Origin of the sequence: Thalassotalea sp. PP2-459 (assembly GCF_001913705.1) — a bacterium.
GTDB lineage: Bacteria > Pseudomonadota > Gammaproteobacteria > Enterobacterales > Alteromonadaceae > Thalassotalea_C > Thalassotalea_C hakodatensis.
Map to the genome: position 1 here is coordinate 47,265 of NZ_MKQD01000038.1, position 15,505 is coordinate 62,769.

At 38.8% G+C, this 15,505-nt stretch carries 12 protein-coding genes; 6 read left to right on the forward strand and 6 right to left on the reverse strand.

Annotated features, from left to right (window positions below; genetic code table 11):
* On the forward strand, positions 1-642 hold the full coding sequence (locus tag BI291_RS08820; protein WP_074498386.1) for an NAD(P)H-binding protein: 642 nt from the start codon (positions 1-3) through the stop codon (positions 640-642).
* Positions 643-689: 47 nt separating this feature from the next.
* Here BI291_RS08820 and BI291_RS08825 read toward each other — a convergent pair whose 3' ends face one another.
* On the reverse strand, positions 690-1,817 hold the full coding sequence (locus BI291_RS08825; RefSeq protein ID WP_175573100.1) for a PilT/PilU family type 4a pilus ATPase: 1,128 nt from the start codon (positions 1,815-1,817) through the stop codon (positions 690-692).
* Between the two features lie 9 nt (positions 1,818-1,826).
* The gene (locus BI291_RS08830) at positions 1,827-2,870 is read right to left on the reverse strand and encodes a type IV pilus twitching motility protein PilT (RefSeq protein WP_074498387.1); all 1,044 of its coding nucleotides are present in this window, start codon (positions 2,868-2,870) and stop codon (positions 1,827-1,829) included.
* 67 nt (positions 2,871-2,937) lie between these two features.
* On the opposite strand from BI291_RS08830, the gene BI291_RS08835 reads away from it, so the two are divergent.
* The 4 genes from BI291_RS08835 (at position 2,938) to BI291_RS08850 (ending at position 5,637) form a co-directional block, all read left to right on the forward strand.
* On the forward strand, positions 2,938-3,612 hold the full coding sequence (locus tag BI291_RS08835) for a YggS family pyridoxal phosphate-dependent enzyme (RefSeq protein WP_074498388.1): 675 nt from the start codon (positions 2,938-2,940) through the stop codon (positions 3,610-3,612).
* Between the two features lie 38 nt (positions 3,613-3,650).
* Positions 3,651-4,466 (forward strand): pyrroline-5-carboxylate reductase, encoded by an 816-nt coding sequence (gene proC, locus BI291_RS08840; RefSeq protein WP_074498389.1) that lies wholly within the window; start codon positions 3,651-3,653, stop codon positions 4,464-4,466.
* A gap of 95 nt (positions 4,467-4,561) precedes the next feature.
* Positions 4,562-5,110, forward strand: a complete 549-nt coding sequence (locus BI291_RS08845; RefSeq protein ID WP_074498390.1) for a YggT family protein — start codon at positions 4,562-4,564, stop codon at positions 5,108-5,110.
* A gap of 74 nt (positions 5,111-5,184) precedes the next feature.
* Entirely contained in the window at positions 5,185-5,637 is a 453-nt protein-coding gene (locus BI291_RS08850; protein ID WP_074498391.1) for a DUF4426 domain-containing protein, read from the forward strand.
* Between the two features lie 94 nt (positions 5,638-5,731).
* On the opposite strand, the gene BI291_RS08855 is transcribed toward BI291_RS08850, so the two are convergent.
* From BI291_RS08855 to BI291_RS08870, 4 genes are all read right to left on the reverse strand, one after another.
* The gene (locus tag BI291_RS08855) at positions 5,732-8,632 is read right to left on the reverse strand and encodes a TonB-dependent siderophore receptor (protein ID WP_083601981.1); all 2,901 of its coding nucleotides are present in this window, start codon (positions 8,630-8,632) and stop codon (positions 5,732-5,734) included.
* A gap of 348 nt (positions 8,633-8,980) precedes the next feature.
* A complete protein-coding gene (locus BI291_RS08860) occupies positions 8,981-11,566 on the reverse strand; it encodes a TonB-dependent siderophore receptor (RefSeq protein ID WP_074498392.1) in 2,586 nt (861 codons plus the stop codon).
* A gap of 293 nt (positions 11,567-11,859) precedes the next feature.
* Entirely contained in the window at positions 11,860-12,897 is a 1,038-nt protein-coding gene (locus tag BI291_RS08865; RefSeq protein ID WP_074498393.1) for a FecR domain-containing protein, read from the reverse strand.
* A complete protein-coding gene (locus BI291_RS08870; protein ID WP_074498394.1) occupies positions 12,894-13,466 on the reverse strand; it encodes an RNA polymerase sigma factor in 573 nt (190 codons plus the stop codon). Before BI291_RS08870 ends, BI291_RS08865 begins: the two co-directional genes overlap by 4 nt.
* A gap of 393 nt (positions 13,467-13,859) precedes the next feature.
* On the opposite strand from BI291_RS08870, the gene putP reads away from it, so the two are divergent.
* Positions 13,860-15,347, forward strand: coding sequence for a sodium/proline symporter PutP (gene putP / locus BI291_RS08875; protein ID WP_074498395.1), 1,488 nt, complete (start codon positions 13,860-13,862; stop codon positions 15,345-15,347).
* Positions 15,348-15,505 lie beyond the last annotated feature (158 nt).

The following is a 15,505-nucleotide window of genomic DNA, read 5'->3' on the forward strand; positions in this document are numbered from 1 at the left end:
ATGAAAACAGCAATTGTTATTGGCGCAACAGGGTTAATCGGTCATCATTTACTCACTCAACTATTAGCTGATTCTACCTATAGCAAAATAGTCGCACTCACACGCAAGCCAATCGAATACAACCATGAAAAGCTCGTCAATCACGTCATCGATTTTAATAACCTAAACAAATACCAAGACTACTTTATTGGCGACATACTGTTCTCTTGCTTAGGTACTACGAAAAAACAAGCAGGCTCAATAGAAAACCAGCGAATGGTTGATGTCGACTATCAGTATCAAGCTGCAAAAATGGCCGCAGAAAATGGCGTAGCACACTATGTATTAGTCTCTTCAAGTGGTGCAAATAAAAACGCCAACAGCGCTTACTTCAAAATGAAAGGTGAACTAGAAGATAAAGTTAAGCCGTTAAGTTTTCAGCGGATAAGTATTTTACAACCTTCATTATTGCTCGGTGAACGGGATCATTTTAGGCTTGGCGAGGAGCTTAGCAGTTATCTATTACCCATTATATGTAAGCTGCCAGGTTTAAAACGTTACCGCCCTATTGAGGGTGCTCAAGTCGCGACAAAAATGCTAAACGTTAGTAAAGCCCAAAAAGAGCCGTTTGAAATATACACCTTAGATGAACTATTCAAATAGAAAGTAAAGCGCTGATACCTCACTTAACAGCACTTTTATTTTTTAAGCTAATCTTTTGGATCTAAACCGTCGATTGTCACGCCCGACAATGAACCACTGCCACCTTGATCATTGCTGCGTAGTTTAATCATTAAGCGTAGGTCATTTGGTGAATCAGCATGGTGTATCGCATCCGCGTAATTAATTAAGCCACGTTGATACAAATTAAACAGTGCTTGATCAAAGGTTTGCATACCTTGCTCGGTAGATTTTTCCATCACTTCTTTAATATCGCCAACTTCACCTTTTTTTATTAATTCAGCGATATAAGGAGAGTTAAGCAATATTTCGATTGCAGCAACTCGGCCATTGCCATCTCGAGTAGGAATTAATTGCTGAGCAATGATGCCGCGAAGATTTAACGCCAAATCAAACAGTAATTTACCATGTTGATCCGCAGGCACTAAATGCATGATACGGTCAATTGCTTGGTTCGCATTATTCGCATGAAGAGTTGCAATACATAAGTGCCCTGTCTCCGCGAACGCCAGCGCATGTTCCATGATTTCTTGGCTTCTGATCTCACCAATTAGAATAACATCAGGTGCTTGGCGTAAAGAGCTTTTTAATGCCGCATCAAAGCTTTCCGTGTCTAAACCTACTTCACGCTGTGTAACCATCGATTTTCCGTGTTCGTGGACAAATTCCACCGGATCTTCAATGGTCAGTATATGGCCACGAGAGTTACGGTTTCGATAACCAATCAAGGCAGCCATTGAGGTTGACTTACCCGTACCTGTACCACCAACAAATAACACTAACCCACGTTTAGACATCACGACATCTTTTAACACCGACGGTAAACCTAAGTCATCAGAATCTGGTATTTCAGTCACAATACGACGTATTACCATACCGGCCATATCACGTTGCCAAAATGCTGAAACACGAAATCGGCCTATATCATCGATTGAAATAGCAAAGTTACATTCCTTTTCTTGGTCAAATTGCTCTTTTTGCTTTTCATTCATAGCATTATGAACAAGTTCTAACGCCGCTTCTGGGCTTAACGCGGTTTCATCAATAGGCGTTAATTCACCATTGATCTTTGCGCTGACCGGCAATTTCGCAGTAACAAACATATCGGATGCATCATGCTGCACCATTTTTTCGAGGTATTGATGAAATCTCAACATGGTTAACTCCTAATACCCTTGAAATTGATTTTTATCTGACGCTTTTTCCATCGCATCTTGTCTAGTGATCAAGCCGCGATTTACTAAGTTCTGTAAGCATTGATCCATGGTTTGCATACCATGCTGCATCCCCGTTTGAATAGCAGAGTACATTTGCGCCACTTTATCTTCACGAATAAGGTTACGTATCGCCGGTACGCCGATCATAATCTCATGTGAAGCAACACGACCGCCACCAACTTTCTTCACTAGCGTTTGAGAAATAACCGCACGCAACGACTCTGAAAGCATTGAACGCACCATTGATTTTTCTTCTGCAGGGAATACATCAATAATACGGTCAATCGTTTTAGGTGCTGAGGTGGTATGTAAGGTACCAAATACTAAATGACCCGTTTCTGCAGCGGTCATTGCTAAACGTATGGTTTCTAAATCACGCATCTCACCAACCAAAATCACATCAGGATCTTCACGAAGTGCTGAACGCAACGCATTGTTAAAACTTAAGGTATCGCGATGTACTTCACGTTGGTTGATCAAACACATTTTGTTCTCATGAACAAATTCGATTGGATCTTCAATGGTAAGAATATGATCATGTTTCATGTTATTAATGTAGTCGATCATCGCCGCTAACGTGGTTGACTTACCCGACCCCGTTGGCCCTGTCACTAACACTAAGCCGCGCGGGTTTTCTGAAATGGTACGGAAAATATCAGGACATCCTAAATCATCCAACGACAATACTTTACTAGGAATAGTACGGAATACTGCTGCGGGACCTCTGTTTTGATTAAAGGCATTAACCCTAAAACGTGCTAAGTTAGGAACTTCAAAAGAAAAATCCACTTCCATGTTTTCTTCGTATTCTTTTCGTTGACGATCGTTCATAATGTCATAAACAAGAGCATTTACGTCTTTGGCTTCAAAGGCAGGTATGTTAAGTTTACGTACATCGCCATCCACGCGAATTAAAGGTGGAACACCCGTAGAAAGATGTAGATCCGAAGCATTATTTTCTACGCTAAATGCGAGTAATTCGGTAATATCCATGAAAACCTCTTTTATAGTTAACAACGGCATTTATGTGGCAACACATAGATGGCAAAAAATTTAAGTAATGAGTCATATTAAAGATAAACTTGCTCAAGTAGAACTGCAAATTACAGCAGCTTGTCAGCAAGCGAAACGACACAGAAATGATATTCAACTGTTGGCAGTGAGTAAAACCAAGCCGGCCGCTCAGGTGCAAGAAACTTACGATGCTGGTCAAATAGCTTTTGGTGAAAACTATTTGCAAGAAGCCGTTGAAAAAATACAGCAGCTTTCTGATCTTGAGCGTATTTGCTGGCACTTTATTGGCCCTATTCAGTCAAATAAAACTCGCTTAATCGCTGAACACTTTTCTTGGGTACAAAGTGTTGATCGCAAAAAAATTATCACACGATTAAACGAACAGCGTTGTAGTCAAGATACTCCGCTCAATGTCTGTTTACAAGTAAATATTAGTGGTGAGGCTTCTAAATCTGGCATTGAAGTCAATGAGTTAGATGAGCTAGCACAAATGGTTGACTCAGCAGATAACTTAACATTACGCGGTTTAATGGCGATTCCCGAAAAACACAACGCTGCAGAAAGTTTTGCTAAAATGTCTGCGCTGTTTCAATCCCTTCAACAACGGTTTAATACCGTTGATACATTATCAATGGGTATGTCTGGCGATTTAAGTGAGGCGATATCTAATGGCTCAACTATGGTCAGAATTGGCACTGCCATCTTTGGCGCTAGAGCATAACACCAATAAGAATTGGTCCAAAAAATTAGGAAATTTAAATGAGTAAAATAGCTTTTATTGGCGCGGGCAACATGAATAGCGCCATTATCACAGGCCTTATTAGCAATGGTTTTACACCAAGCGATGTTATTGTTTCAAACCCTTCGGCTGACAAACGTGAAAAATTAGCCAATAATTATAATATCTTACACACCAGTGACAATATTGAAGCGGCTACCTTTGCTGACTTTATTGTATTAGGTGTAAAACCTTATTTTATTGCCGATGTTTGTCAGCAAATTAGTGCGGCGGTCAATGTTGAAGAAAAGTGTTTTATCTCAGTTGCCGCTGGTTGCACTATGTCGACTATGGAGCAAGCATTAGGTAAGCCTTGCCCTATTATTCGTACCATGCCTAATACCCCTTCACAATTAGGCTTAGGCGTTACGGGGTTGTTTCCTTCACCACAAGTATCCAAGCAACAAAAAGAACAAGCTGATTCATTAATGAAATCTGTTGGTATCACTAAATGGCTAACAGATGAGAGTGAAATTGACAACATTATTGCCGTTTCAGGCTCTGCTCCTGCCTATTTTTTCTTGTTTATGGAAGCAATGGAAAAAGAAGCAATACGTTTAGGTTTTTCAGCGCAAGATAGCCGACAGCTCATTCAACAAACAGCCTTAGGTGCTGCTGAAATGGTTGTACAGAACGAAGAAGCTATTAGTACATTACGTGAGAACGTCACGTCAAAAGGTGGCACAACACAAGCAGCATTAACCACATTAATTGATGGTGGCCTAGATAAACTGGTCAGTAATGCAATGCAATCGGCAAAAGTCAGAGCCAAAGAAATGGCAGAAAACAACGCTTAACCTAACGACAATACATATTAATTAACCCTTTAAACATTGAAATTCTTTTGGTTTGTTACCATCTTTAATGTTAATAAGGTTTTGGAGAACTATTAATGGCAGCAATTAATTACTTACTTGGCTTCTTTTTCGACGCCTTGTTAATGTTATTGGTAATTAGGGTGTGGTTACAACTTGTCAGGGCTGATTTTTACAACCCGTTAAGTCAATTTGTAGTGAAAGTAACAAACCCACTGGTTATTCCATTTCGCCGTATCATTCCAAGCGTAGGTGGTATCGATATGGCAACACTTGTGATCGCATACTTAGTTGCCGTGTTGAAATTCATTATCATACCGTTACTAAACGGTGGCCCTTTTGATTTAATAACTGCCTTGTTTATCGGCGTTTTGTACCTGATTAAACAAACCGGCTTTTTGCTATTCGTGCTAATGTTAGTTATGGCCGTAATGAGTTGGGTGGTGCAAGGTTACAACCCTACCCATGTGATATTACATCAATTAACTGATCCTTTTTTAAGACCAATAAGAAAAGTGATCCCCGCTATTGGTGGTTTAGATTTATCGGTTTTAGCCGCCTTTTTACTGTTAAACGTGATTAATATAGTGCTTTCTGGAGCTATCCCTTATTGGGCAATGCTTTAATAACAAAACAATATTGGTTTATAAGTGGTTATGGCTATACTTAGCGCATAATCACTTTTACCAAGGAGTTTACAATGCAACTTTCGCTAAAAAAATTCTTTCGTCATTTATCATTCGCTTTACCCTTTGCCTTCTTACTTTTAACTAATGCTAACGCTGAAAACATGAAGAAACTCGGTTACATGAATGTACACTACATGGCTATTAGTGCAACATTTCTAACGCCTGAAGTAGCAAAAGCTTATGGTATTGAACGTAGTAATTACAACGGTTTGATCAATATTGCTGTGATGGATAACACGATTAAAGGCAACCCTGCACAAAAAGTAAAAATAACAGGTAAAGCGGTTAACTTACTTGGGCAAGATAAAGATCTTAGCTTTGTAGAAGTTGTTGAAGGTGATGCAGTTTATTACTTAGCACAAGTTATGCACCGTAATGAAGAGACGATACGTTTCAATCTAACTATTGATAACGGCAAAGAACAGCAACAACTGTCATTTAAACATACGTTTTATACCGATTAATGCCAACATCATAAACAACATGAACCGTCTTCTAATTTCTCAAGTGCCAGTCATTGTAACTGGTACTCTGGATGTTTTAACTGCTAACAGGAAATTAAAACTTCCAACCAACATGCAAGTAATATTGACCACCATTAAAACCTGCAGGAGAGTTTACCGGATAAATTGCGCCTAGGAAGCCAGCTTTACGACCCTCACTGTATTCTTCAGGGTACACGTCAAAAATATTTTTAGCGCCTATCGCAATATTAAGATTATCAGAAATGTTATAAGAGACTTCAACGTCAGTGATCACGCTTGCGTCAACTTTTTCAAGCAGAGTCACATCGTTAAATTGCGCATTATAAAAGCTACCATAATAGTTAATACGCGCCATGGCTTTTATGCCGCCCTTTGATACAGAATAGGTGAAAATACCGCGAGTTTTTGGTACACCATGTTCACGTTCTTTACGTACATTTCCGTTAGCAATTGGGCTTTTTGAGTTCGTCACTTCTAGTTGAGTATCAGTATAGTTATAGGCAAGCGACAGTAGGTGTTGGGCGTGTTCAAATTCAAAAGGCAGGCTTGCAACCAAATCAACTCCTTGAGTAATTGAGTTAAAGTCATTTGCATAATACTGAATATTAGTGACGTTAGGTTGTACTTCTGAAGCGACTAACAAAGGTGCATCTGCAGCGACTATTTTACTAGTAAAAAGTGAAATTCGATCATCAATATCTATATAAAAGTAGTCAATAGTAATATTGATGCCGCTTATCTCAGATAATAGACCGACACCGAAACTAGTGGCTTTCTCTGGTTCAAGTTCTCCGCCAGAGCGAGCTGAAGCAATTGGACTCAACGCACTCACAAGTTGAGAGCGTTGTTGAACAACCACATCATTAATAATTGAATTTGATGTTGATATACGTTGCAGTGTTGATTGTCCTACCGTAGGCGCTCTAAAACCATTACTGATAGTTGAGCGCAATGCTATGCTATCGTCAATTTGTAACCGTGCCGACAATTTGCCATCAAGGGTATCGCCTATTTCGCCAATATCTTCATATCTCATCGCTAGCGAAATTGACAATGCTTCGGTGATATCCCCTTCCACATCTAAATAAAATGCATTCGAGTTTCTATCGTTTATTTCAGCAGTCTCAGGGGAAAAGCCGGGAAAGCCATTTGCACCAATCGCCTCTCCTTCACTAGTAAATGGGCCCGTTTGATATGAAGCACGATCACCGGCAACCACTTCAAATTGCTCCAAATGATGCTGATAACCAAATGCAACATTTAGTTCAGATTCAAAACCTAAATCAATAGGGTAAGTGAAATCTGCATTTAACACTGCTTCTGTTTGAATTTGCGAGCCTAATTCAAATGATGTAGGAGAAAGCTCTCCTAATGATGCATTAACACTATTTCGCAGCTGGTAGTTAATTTCATTTTTTCCTAACACCATACTCATGTCATAGGTCAATTCAACGTCATTGATAACTTCTGCTCCACGAATACCAGCAGCTAAGCTCGCATCTGTTACTCTACCACCAAACCTTGGGGTAAAGCCGCCCGGAAACAATTCGTTAAACGCGAAACAGTTATTATTTTCAGCAACAGCAGTTAAAGCCTCTGCATCTCCTGCCGCCCCTGGAATTGTCGGCGTTGGACAATTACCAGTATTGTTATCTGTCATATCATAAAACAAGCGAGCTCCACTTTGGGGGTTAGTGTAAACATTCGCTCGAGTGTTAGGATTTCGGTAAAAAAAACTACCATCGATATCGCGTTGTGCCCAATTACCAAAGATATAAAGTTGTTTGTAATTTTCACTTTCGCTTACATCAAAGGCCATATTGGTAAATAATTTTATATTATCCATTATTTCAGGAGCTCCCCAGTCAACAACAGGGTTTCGAATGTCATCAGGGTTAACACCACTCTCAATTAACTGTTGAACGGCAGGGTCCTGAATGCCACGTGAAGTTGCTTCACTGTCAGAAAGCTCAAATGAGAAATTGGCGCTCCCCTCATCACCAATGCTTGTGCCTAAAATACCAGCTAATTCAACTTTAACACCGTCGCCTGCATAATATTGACCTGTTCGCATTTCAATTTTTCGTATCGTTGCACTATCTTCTAAACGAAAATTTATCACGCCAGCAATTGCATCAGAGCCGTATTGCGCCGTTGCACCATCTCTTAATATTTCAACACTTCGAAGGGCAATACTAGGAATTGGTTCTAAATCAACGCCATGCGCACCTACATTTAACCCTGAAATGAACTCATAAATCACACCGCTACGATGACGTCGTTTACCGTTTACCAGCACTAACATGCTATCAGTAGGAAGTCCTCTTAGGTTCGCAGGCCTAACCATAGTACCAGCATCGCTAATCGCTTCTTGTCTCGCATTATAGGAAGGAATTATATTTGATAGCGTCGTAATAATATCATTACTACCTTTTGTTGCGAGTGCTTGGTTAGAAATTACATCAAGTGGCGCAAGAGCTCCGCCAGGAGAGCGATTATTACGCCGAGAGCCGATAATTTGAATACGCTCTGCTTTGGTTTTTTTTGTGGTTTTGTTTTGTTTGGAGTCTTTAGAATGAATATTTGCTAAAGCATCTATTGACGAAGTTTGCGTAGTGTTTGTTTTGCGATAATCTAAGCTAGCTGATACCGCAATAACTTGTTTATCGGTGACAACAGCATTTAACGGCGTATTAAGCAATAATGTCACTAACGCTTCTTTGATGGAATAACTACCTATCAATGGGTTAGTCATAATAACAACGGAATCACTAAAGGGATAAAGAAGTGAATACCCTGAGACTTCTGCTAGCTTATCTAACGCTTCTGATGCTTGCATAGCAGGAATGTTAAATTGATATTTTTTATCAGTAGCTTGAACGCTTTTGATCCCCGCTACATTTAAAAATAGTGCCACCAAAAAATACAACGAAAAGCGTATTCGCTTGTGATGATTTAAACGACAACTAATCACTTATACGCCAACTCGATGTCGATTATTGCCCACATAACGTGTTTTATTTAGCTGCATTGAACAGTACTCACGCAATTAAACAACCATATTAAGGTTAACGTTTTTGGGAAAATAAAGGCTAGTGCCCTGTTTTATTGTTTTATTTAGCACCATGAAGAAACTAACTTTTTACTAATTTCACTAAATTGCAAACTTTACCTTGAACCTTGGTTAATCATATTAGCACTACATTAGACTTTCGACCATAGTCGAGAACAGGTTGATTTTATCGGTCTGTACTTTTTACTTTGCAAAAAAAATCTCAGCAAACGCTGAGATTTTTATCGATATAGAACTAATACATGACGATTAGAACTTATACGTTGCTTTTGCGTAGTAGAACCCACCATTAAAACCAAATGGTGACGTTTCATAATACTTACCGCCCCAACTATTATTTGGCGACCCCGTTTGCTTTTCAAAATCTAGTTCGCTTGGGTAAACGTCAAAGATATTTTGCGCTCCAATACTCACACTGAACGATTCTGTCGCATGATATGTCACTTCTACATCTACAGTCACTTCAGCATCAGCATTAATTTCGGTTCCGGGTGCATCCGGAGTTCCGATCCAATCAACATGAACACCTTGGAATTCACCAAAATAATTTACACGCGTAAACATATTGATATCATCCCAACTTTGACCCCAGGTAAAAGTAGCACGATGATTTGGTAGGTCATTTTCTAAACGAGAAACTTTACCTTCACCGGTGACAGCTGTGTATTTGTCTACCGTCGTTTCATTCCAGTTATAAGCAAGACTAAACACTGAGCTACCGTCTAGTAAATCAGTTGTATAATTCGCAATAAAATCAATACCCTCTGTTGTGGTATCAAAATCATTGGTAAAGAAACTTACTTGCTGAATTGAATCTACGTTTGGCACACCATCAGCTTTTAACTTGGCTTTGTCACTATCACTTAAATTATATTTAGCGGATTGAGATACACGATCTGTTACCTCAATGTTGTAATAATCAAGCGTGAAATGAAATTCATCAATTGTCCAAACCGCACCAAATGCCATACTTTGAGACTCTTCAGGTGTGAGCTCAGTAGCCCCTAATTGGGTTGCAACTGGGTTAGAAGGTGGCAATAACGCAGAATCAACCAATACACCGCCATCTAAGTTCGTTTGTACGTTTGCATAATTAGCTTGTCCTACAGTAGGCGCACGAAAGCCTGAGCTGATAGAGCCACGTAATGAAAAATCGTCAGAGATATCATATTGCGCGGTGACTTTATAGTTTGTGGTGTCTCCAAACGTACTATAATCTTCATAGCGTAATGCATAGCCCATTAAAAAACTGTCTGTATATTGTGCTTCAACATCAACATATAACGCATAGTTTTGACGAGAAAATTCACCGGCGGCTGAAGGTTTAAACCCAGGGAAACCATTTGAACCAATACCAAAGCCTTGACTCGTTAACGGACCTGCCGTAAAAGACTCTAAATCACCAGCAATTACTTCAAAAGTTTCTTGATGATATTCATAACCACCTGCAATAATAAGTGGTGAATATAAACCTACATCAAGTTCTTTGACTAAATCTACGTTAAAGAATTTTTCAAGTTGAATGTGTTTACCTGGTGAAAAGTCACGCGGTGTATCTGGGCCTAATGATGCATTTACCGTGTTATAAATAACATAACTTGATTCGTTACGCCCTACTGAACCACTAATATCATAAGATAACGTATCTGAAAGTTCACCACGCGTCCCCATAGTGATCGCAGTATCTATAACCGTACCACCGAAATTAGGAGTAAATCCACCCGGCACCATTTCATTAAAAGCAAAACAGTTTTGACCGACAGGCGTATTAGGATCAGCAATTAACCCATAATCGGCTTGATCTAACACATTATCAGTGGTGATGTTTACCGTTGGGCATTCTATGCCATTATTTAAACCGTCCATATCAGCAATGAGCAATGTTTCACCGCCGTCATTCGAGAATACGCCACCGCGAAGCTGAGGATTACGGAAATAGAAACCACCGCGCACACTTCGTTCAGCATAGTTACCAAACATATAAGCTTCACGGCCTTTACCTAGGTCTAAACCAAAGTTACCAAAAATAGTGATGTCATCATTAATTTCTGGTGTCCCCCAAATTTGAGCTAATTCAGAAACGTTAGTGTTACCAGCATCAATTAAGCTTTGAGCATCAGGGCGTTGTACACTGCGATTTGTTGCGTCAGCGTTTTTATATTGAAAACTTAAATTAGCAAAACCATCACGGGTTAATTCCATGCCAATATTACCATTTATTTCGGTAGTATCGCCGTCACCTTCATAATACGAACCATGACGAACCGTTAATGATCCCCCTTCTGAATCATCTTTTAATACAAAGTTCATTACACCCGCAATAGCATCTGAACCATATTGCGCTGCAGCACCATCACGTAACACTTCAACTTGTCTAAGCGCAGCACTTGGGATCACTGAAATATCTGGACCTTGTGCACCATCATTAATACCACCGCCAAGCAAAGCTATCACTGAAGAACGGTGACGACGCTTGCCATTTACTAAAATTAACGTACTGTCTGCTGATAAACCACGAAGATTCGCAGGTCTCACCAAACTTGCTGCATCAGAAATTGGCATAGCATGCACGTTTAAAGAAGGAACTGTACCTTTTAAGAGTTCTAACATATCGGTATTACCCGACCTTTCTAACTCTTCAGCGCCAATTAAATCAATGGGTACAGGAGAGTCATCAACTGAGCGTGGTGCACTTCGTGTCCCTACAACCGCGATGCGTTCAACTTTTTTTTCTTTTGCTTTTTGTGAGTTATCTTCTTCTGCATATACAGAGGTATTGCCAAGAGCCATACTGACAGCAAGTGCCAGCGCTCCGGTGCGAAACTTAGTAGACATGTTATTTCCTTCCTAGTTTTTATATAAATTTTTATTCTTTATCAGTTGCTTTGTTAATAGAATAATGTGCAACCTAAACTAAAGAGTAGGATGAAGGAAAAAACCGTAAAATTTTTTACAATTTCCTTTAATTGAATATCAACGACGGTATATTTTGTGTGTACCTAACCTTGAAAAAATAAACCTTCCGAAGATAGGTTAAGTAGCAAAATAGGAGGATAAGGTGTTGTCGATTGATAACACCTTATTACAGATGATTATTTTGATAAATCACTGTCAATATTAGGGTTTACCTACGCTTTCTTGGTCAATAAAATTTTATTGGAACCAAGACGTTGTGATTCGATATTAAAAGAAAGCTCTAATGCTTCTATGAGTGCGTCGCTATCACCTAACTCGAAACGGCCACTTATTTTAATATCATGTAAAGAAGGTTCTTTTAATACAATAGTGATATCAATATAACGATTTATTTCTTCGATTACGTCAAACAATGCTTCGTTGTCAAAAATTAATTGGCCATCAAGCCAAGAGAGTTCTCGCGTCATATTCTCCGAGGCAACATGTGTTAGCGTAGGTGTTTTGTTATCTGCTACCACAGCTTTTTCACCTTTGGTAAGGTACACATCATCTTTTTGAATAACAGTGTTATCAAGCGCTTTGATATCGGCAATGTTTGCATTAGGATGAACCTTTGACATTTTCACTTTACCATCAGTCACAGTAACTTGAATATTCTTAGGCTTTAAGTGAACAACAAACTTAGTGCCAATAGCTTGTACAAGGCGATCACCAGCATAGACGATAAAAGGGCGATTAGCATCATGAGCAACTTCAAATAATGCTTCTCCTTTAATGAGTTTGACTAATCGTTTCTCAGCAGAGAATTCTGTTTCAATATGGCTATCAGTATTTAAATGAATAATGGAACCATCTTTAAATGTGGTTTCAATTTGTTGTCCTTTTACCGTTATATAGGTGTTTTTAGTTACATCTAATGGCATCATTAACCAAATAAAAAGCGCAATAAAACTGATACTTGCCGCTAGCATCACTGGTGCGGTTACGGGTTTTAATACTGTCCATAAGGAAATTTTGTTCGATGATGCCTTTTCATCAATATTATTGAGTATTTCATCCATATCATCCCAGATTTCAGCCATCGCTTTTAACGCGACTTGGTGACGTTCATCTGCCGCCAACCAAGCTTTTAATTCTTTTCTCGATTGTTCAGATAAATTGCCATTATCTAATCGCACTAGCCAAATAGATGCTTCTTCATCAATCTTATTCGCCGTATGTAATGGCACTACATTATTACTTGAATTCATTGTGCACGCTCTTCGCTTGATTGATGCTGCTTTTCATTCGTATTACTTTCCACGTCATACCCTTGTGTATAAAGCGACTGTTTACATTGCCTTAAACCTGTTGCTATATATTTTTCTACAGAGCTGACAGATACATTCATTTTTTTAGCGATTTCTTTATGGCTTAAACAATAAAGCTTTCTTAAGAGTATCGCTCTACGGTTTTTCTCTGGTAGCGAATTTAACACGTGAGTAAAACGTTCAAACTTACGCTTTTGAAATAGCTCTTTTTCGACAACATTCTCACCATCACTTTCCAACAAAGCGTCATCAAGTTCGGTATGAATTTCTTTAGATTGTTGCATTAACTTTTTAAGCACCAAGTTTCGAGAGACCACAAACAAATAACCTTTAGGTGATTTAATAGTTTGTTGTTCGTCAGAGTGCAAAACCCGAATAAAAGTTTCCTGCAAGATATCATCTACATCTTGTGGCTCGACGCTCATTTTCATAATAGATCGCACTAAGCCATCTTTACATGCTTGGAAAGCGTTTAGCACTCTATTGTTCGACGGCACTTTATCTTGCATTCAATGTCCCCAAAAACACCTTGTTCCCTTAAAGAGCTTTTTAATTAAAAAATCCATAAAATTTTATCACTAAAATATACCATAATGGCGAATATAATTGCGCTATGAATATAAAAACCTGTTTTTTTCAATTCTATAGTTCATTGCAGCAAGGTTGCCATGATAGACTCTGCGAACTTAGTCAGTACATCTGACTTAACTCTGTCGCATTATGTTTTATAAACTAACGTAAGTGACTGGCAATAAAGTAATTTATTGCCCTTTGTTAAATATTAAAGAGTAGTGTTACAGTACGTCGTCATAAAGTGTTATGGATTAATCGATAGAGATACTCTTTACCAGTATCAATAATAAATTTACTCTTACAATAAAAATACAACGGTGGAAATTATTTTGGAATTTGAAACGTTTTTTTCTTTAGGCCTATATTTTCTTGCAATGCTTGGTATTGGTTTTTATGCCTATCGTAAGTCAACCAGCGATGTGTCAGGTTATATGTTGGGCGGTAGAAGTTTAAGCCCAAGCGTTGCTGCCCTTTCTGCTGGAGCCTCTGATATGAGTGGCTGGATGTTAATGGGGTTACCTGGCGCAATGTACCTATCAGGCGTTAGTAGTTTATGGATTGCGATCGGGTTAGTGATAGGTGCCTTTTTAAATTACCTTATTGTTGCTCCACGACTAAGAACCTATACCGAAGTCGCAAATGATTCGATTACCCTTCCTGATTTTTTTGAAAACCGCTTTAATGATAAATCTAGGCAATTAAGAATTGTTTCTTCTGTCGTTATCGTGATTTTTTTCACTCTTTATACCTCAAGCGGTATTGTTGCTGGCGGCAAGCTTTTTGAAAGCTCTTTCGGATTAAATTATGAAATTGGTTTATATGTAACCGCGGGTGTTGTAGTGGCATACACACTTTTTGGTGGTTTTTTAGCGGTCAGTTTAACTGATTTTGTTCAGGGCTGTATCATGTTTGTCGCTTTAGTATTAGTGCCTGCTGTCGCTATTTATGAAATCGGTGGCGTGTCTGAAACCTACTCAACAATTAAAGCCGTTAATCCCGATCTATTAGATATCTTTAGTGGTGTTGGTGTTGTTGGTATTTTCTCTGCTATGGCATGGGGCTTAGGTTACTTTGGTCAACCTCACATCATTGTACGTTTTATGGCAATTCGCAGTGTTAAAGATATGCCTACTGCACGCCGTATCGGCATGAGTTGGATGATAGTGGCCATCATTGGTGCCATGGCAACCGGTTTTGCTGGTATTGCTTATGTGACAAAAACAGGCTTAGCATTAGATGATGCCGAAACTATCTTTATTTTGTTATCTCAAATTTTATTTAACCCTCTCATTGCTGGCTTTTTATTAGCCGCTATTTTAGCTGCGATTATGAGTACCATCTCTTCGCAATTGCTAGTGACATCAAGTTCTTTAACGGAAGATTTTTATAAAACTTTTTTACATCGCGAAGCCAGTGATAAACAACAAGTATTCGTAGGCAGAATATCGGTATTCTTAGTGGCCTTAGTAGCTATTTATTTAGCTTATGATCGTGACTCATCTATTCTATCTCTGGTCAGTAATGCTTGGGCCGGATTTGGCGCAGCTTTTGGCCCGGTAGTAATCGGTAGCTTGTTCTGGAAAAAAATGACTCGAAACGCAGCGTTAGCAGGAATGATCACCGGCGCACTAACCGTACTTTTCTGGATTTATTCTCCTTTCACTATAGATGGGCAATCTTTAAGTTCAGTAATGTATGAAATTGTTCCTGGTTTTATCTTATGTTCAATTGTGATTTTTGTGGTAAGTACCCTTTCACCACAAGATAACAACGACATTTTAACTAAGCATGATGAAATGCTATCTCACCATGCTTAACGGTATGAATATTTGAATGTATGCCTACATGAATGCTAATCATGAAGTAAGAAATGTGTTAAGACTTTCAACATCATGTTTAGCGTTCTCAAATATTCAATGGCTATAAAAAGACTATAGTGTTAAAGCACTATTCAGTATATTTTGAGGGCAAATAA

Coding starts and splice junctions, on each gene's coding strand:
- BI291_RS08820 (WP_074498386.1), top strand. CDS start 1: ATGAAAACAGCAATTGTTATTGGCGCAACAGGGTTAATCGGTCATCAT.
- BI291_RS08825 (WP_175573100.1), bottom strand. CDS start 1,817: ATGTTGAGATTTCATCAATACCTCGAAAAAATGGTGCAGCATGATGCA.
- BI291_RS08830 (WP_074498387.1), bottom strand. CDS start 2,870: ATGGATATTACCGAATTACTCGCATTTAGCGTAGAAAATAATGCTTCG.
- BI291_RS08835 (WP_074498388.1), top strand. CDS start 2,938: ATGAGTCATATTAAAGATAAACTTGCTCAAGTAGAACTGCAAATTACA.
- proC (WP_074498389.1), top strand. CDS start 3,651: ATGAGTAAAATAGCTTTTATTGGCGCGGGCAACATGAATAGCGCCATT.
- BI291_RS08845 (WP_074498390.1), top strand. CDS start 4,562: ATGGCAGCAATTAATTACTTACTTGGCTTCTTTTTCGACGCCTTGTTA.
- BI291_RS08850 (WP_074498391.1), top strand. CDS start 5,185: ATGCAACTTTCGCTAAAAAAATTCTTTCGTCATTTATCATTCGCTTTA.
- BI291_RS08860 (WP_074498392.1), bottom strand. CDS start 11,566: ATGTCTACTAAGTTTCGCACCGGAGCGCTGGCACTTGCTGTCAGTATG.
- BI291_RS08865 (WP_074498393.1), bottom strand. CDS start 12,897: ATGAATTCAAGTAATAATGTAGTGCCATTACATACGGCGAATAAGATT.
- BI291_RS08870 (WP_074498394.1), bottom strand. CDS start 13,466: ATGCAAGATAAAGTGCCGTCGAACAATAGAGTGCTAAACGCTTTCCAA.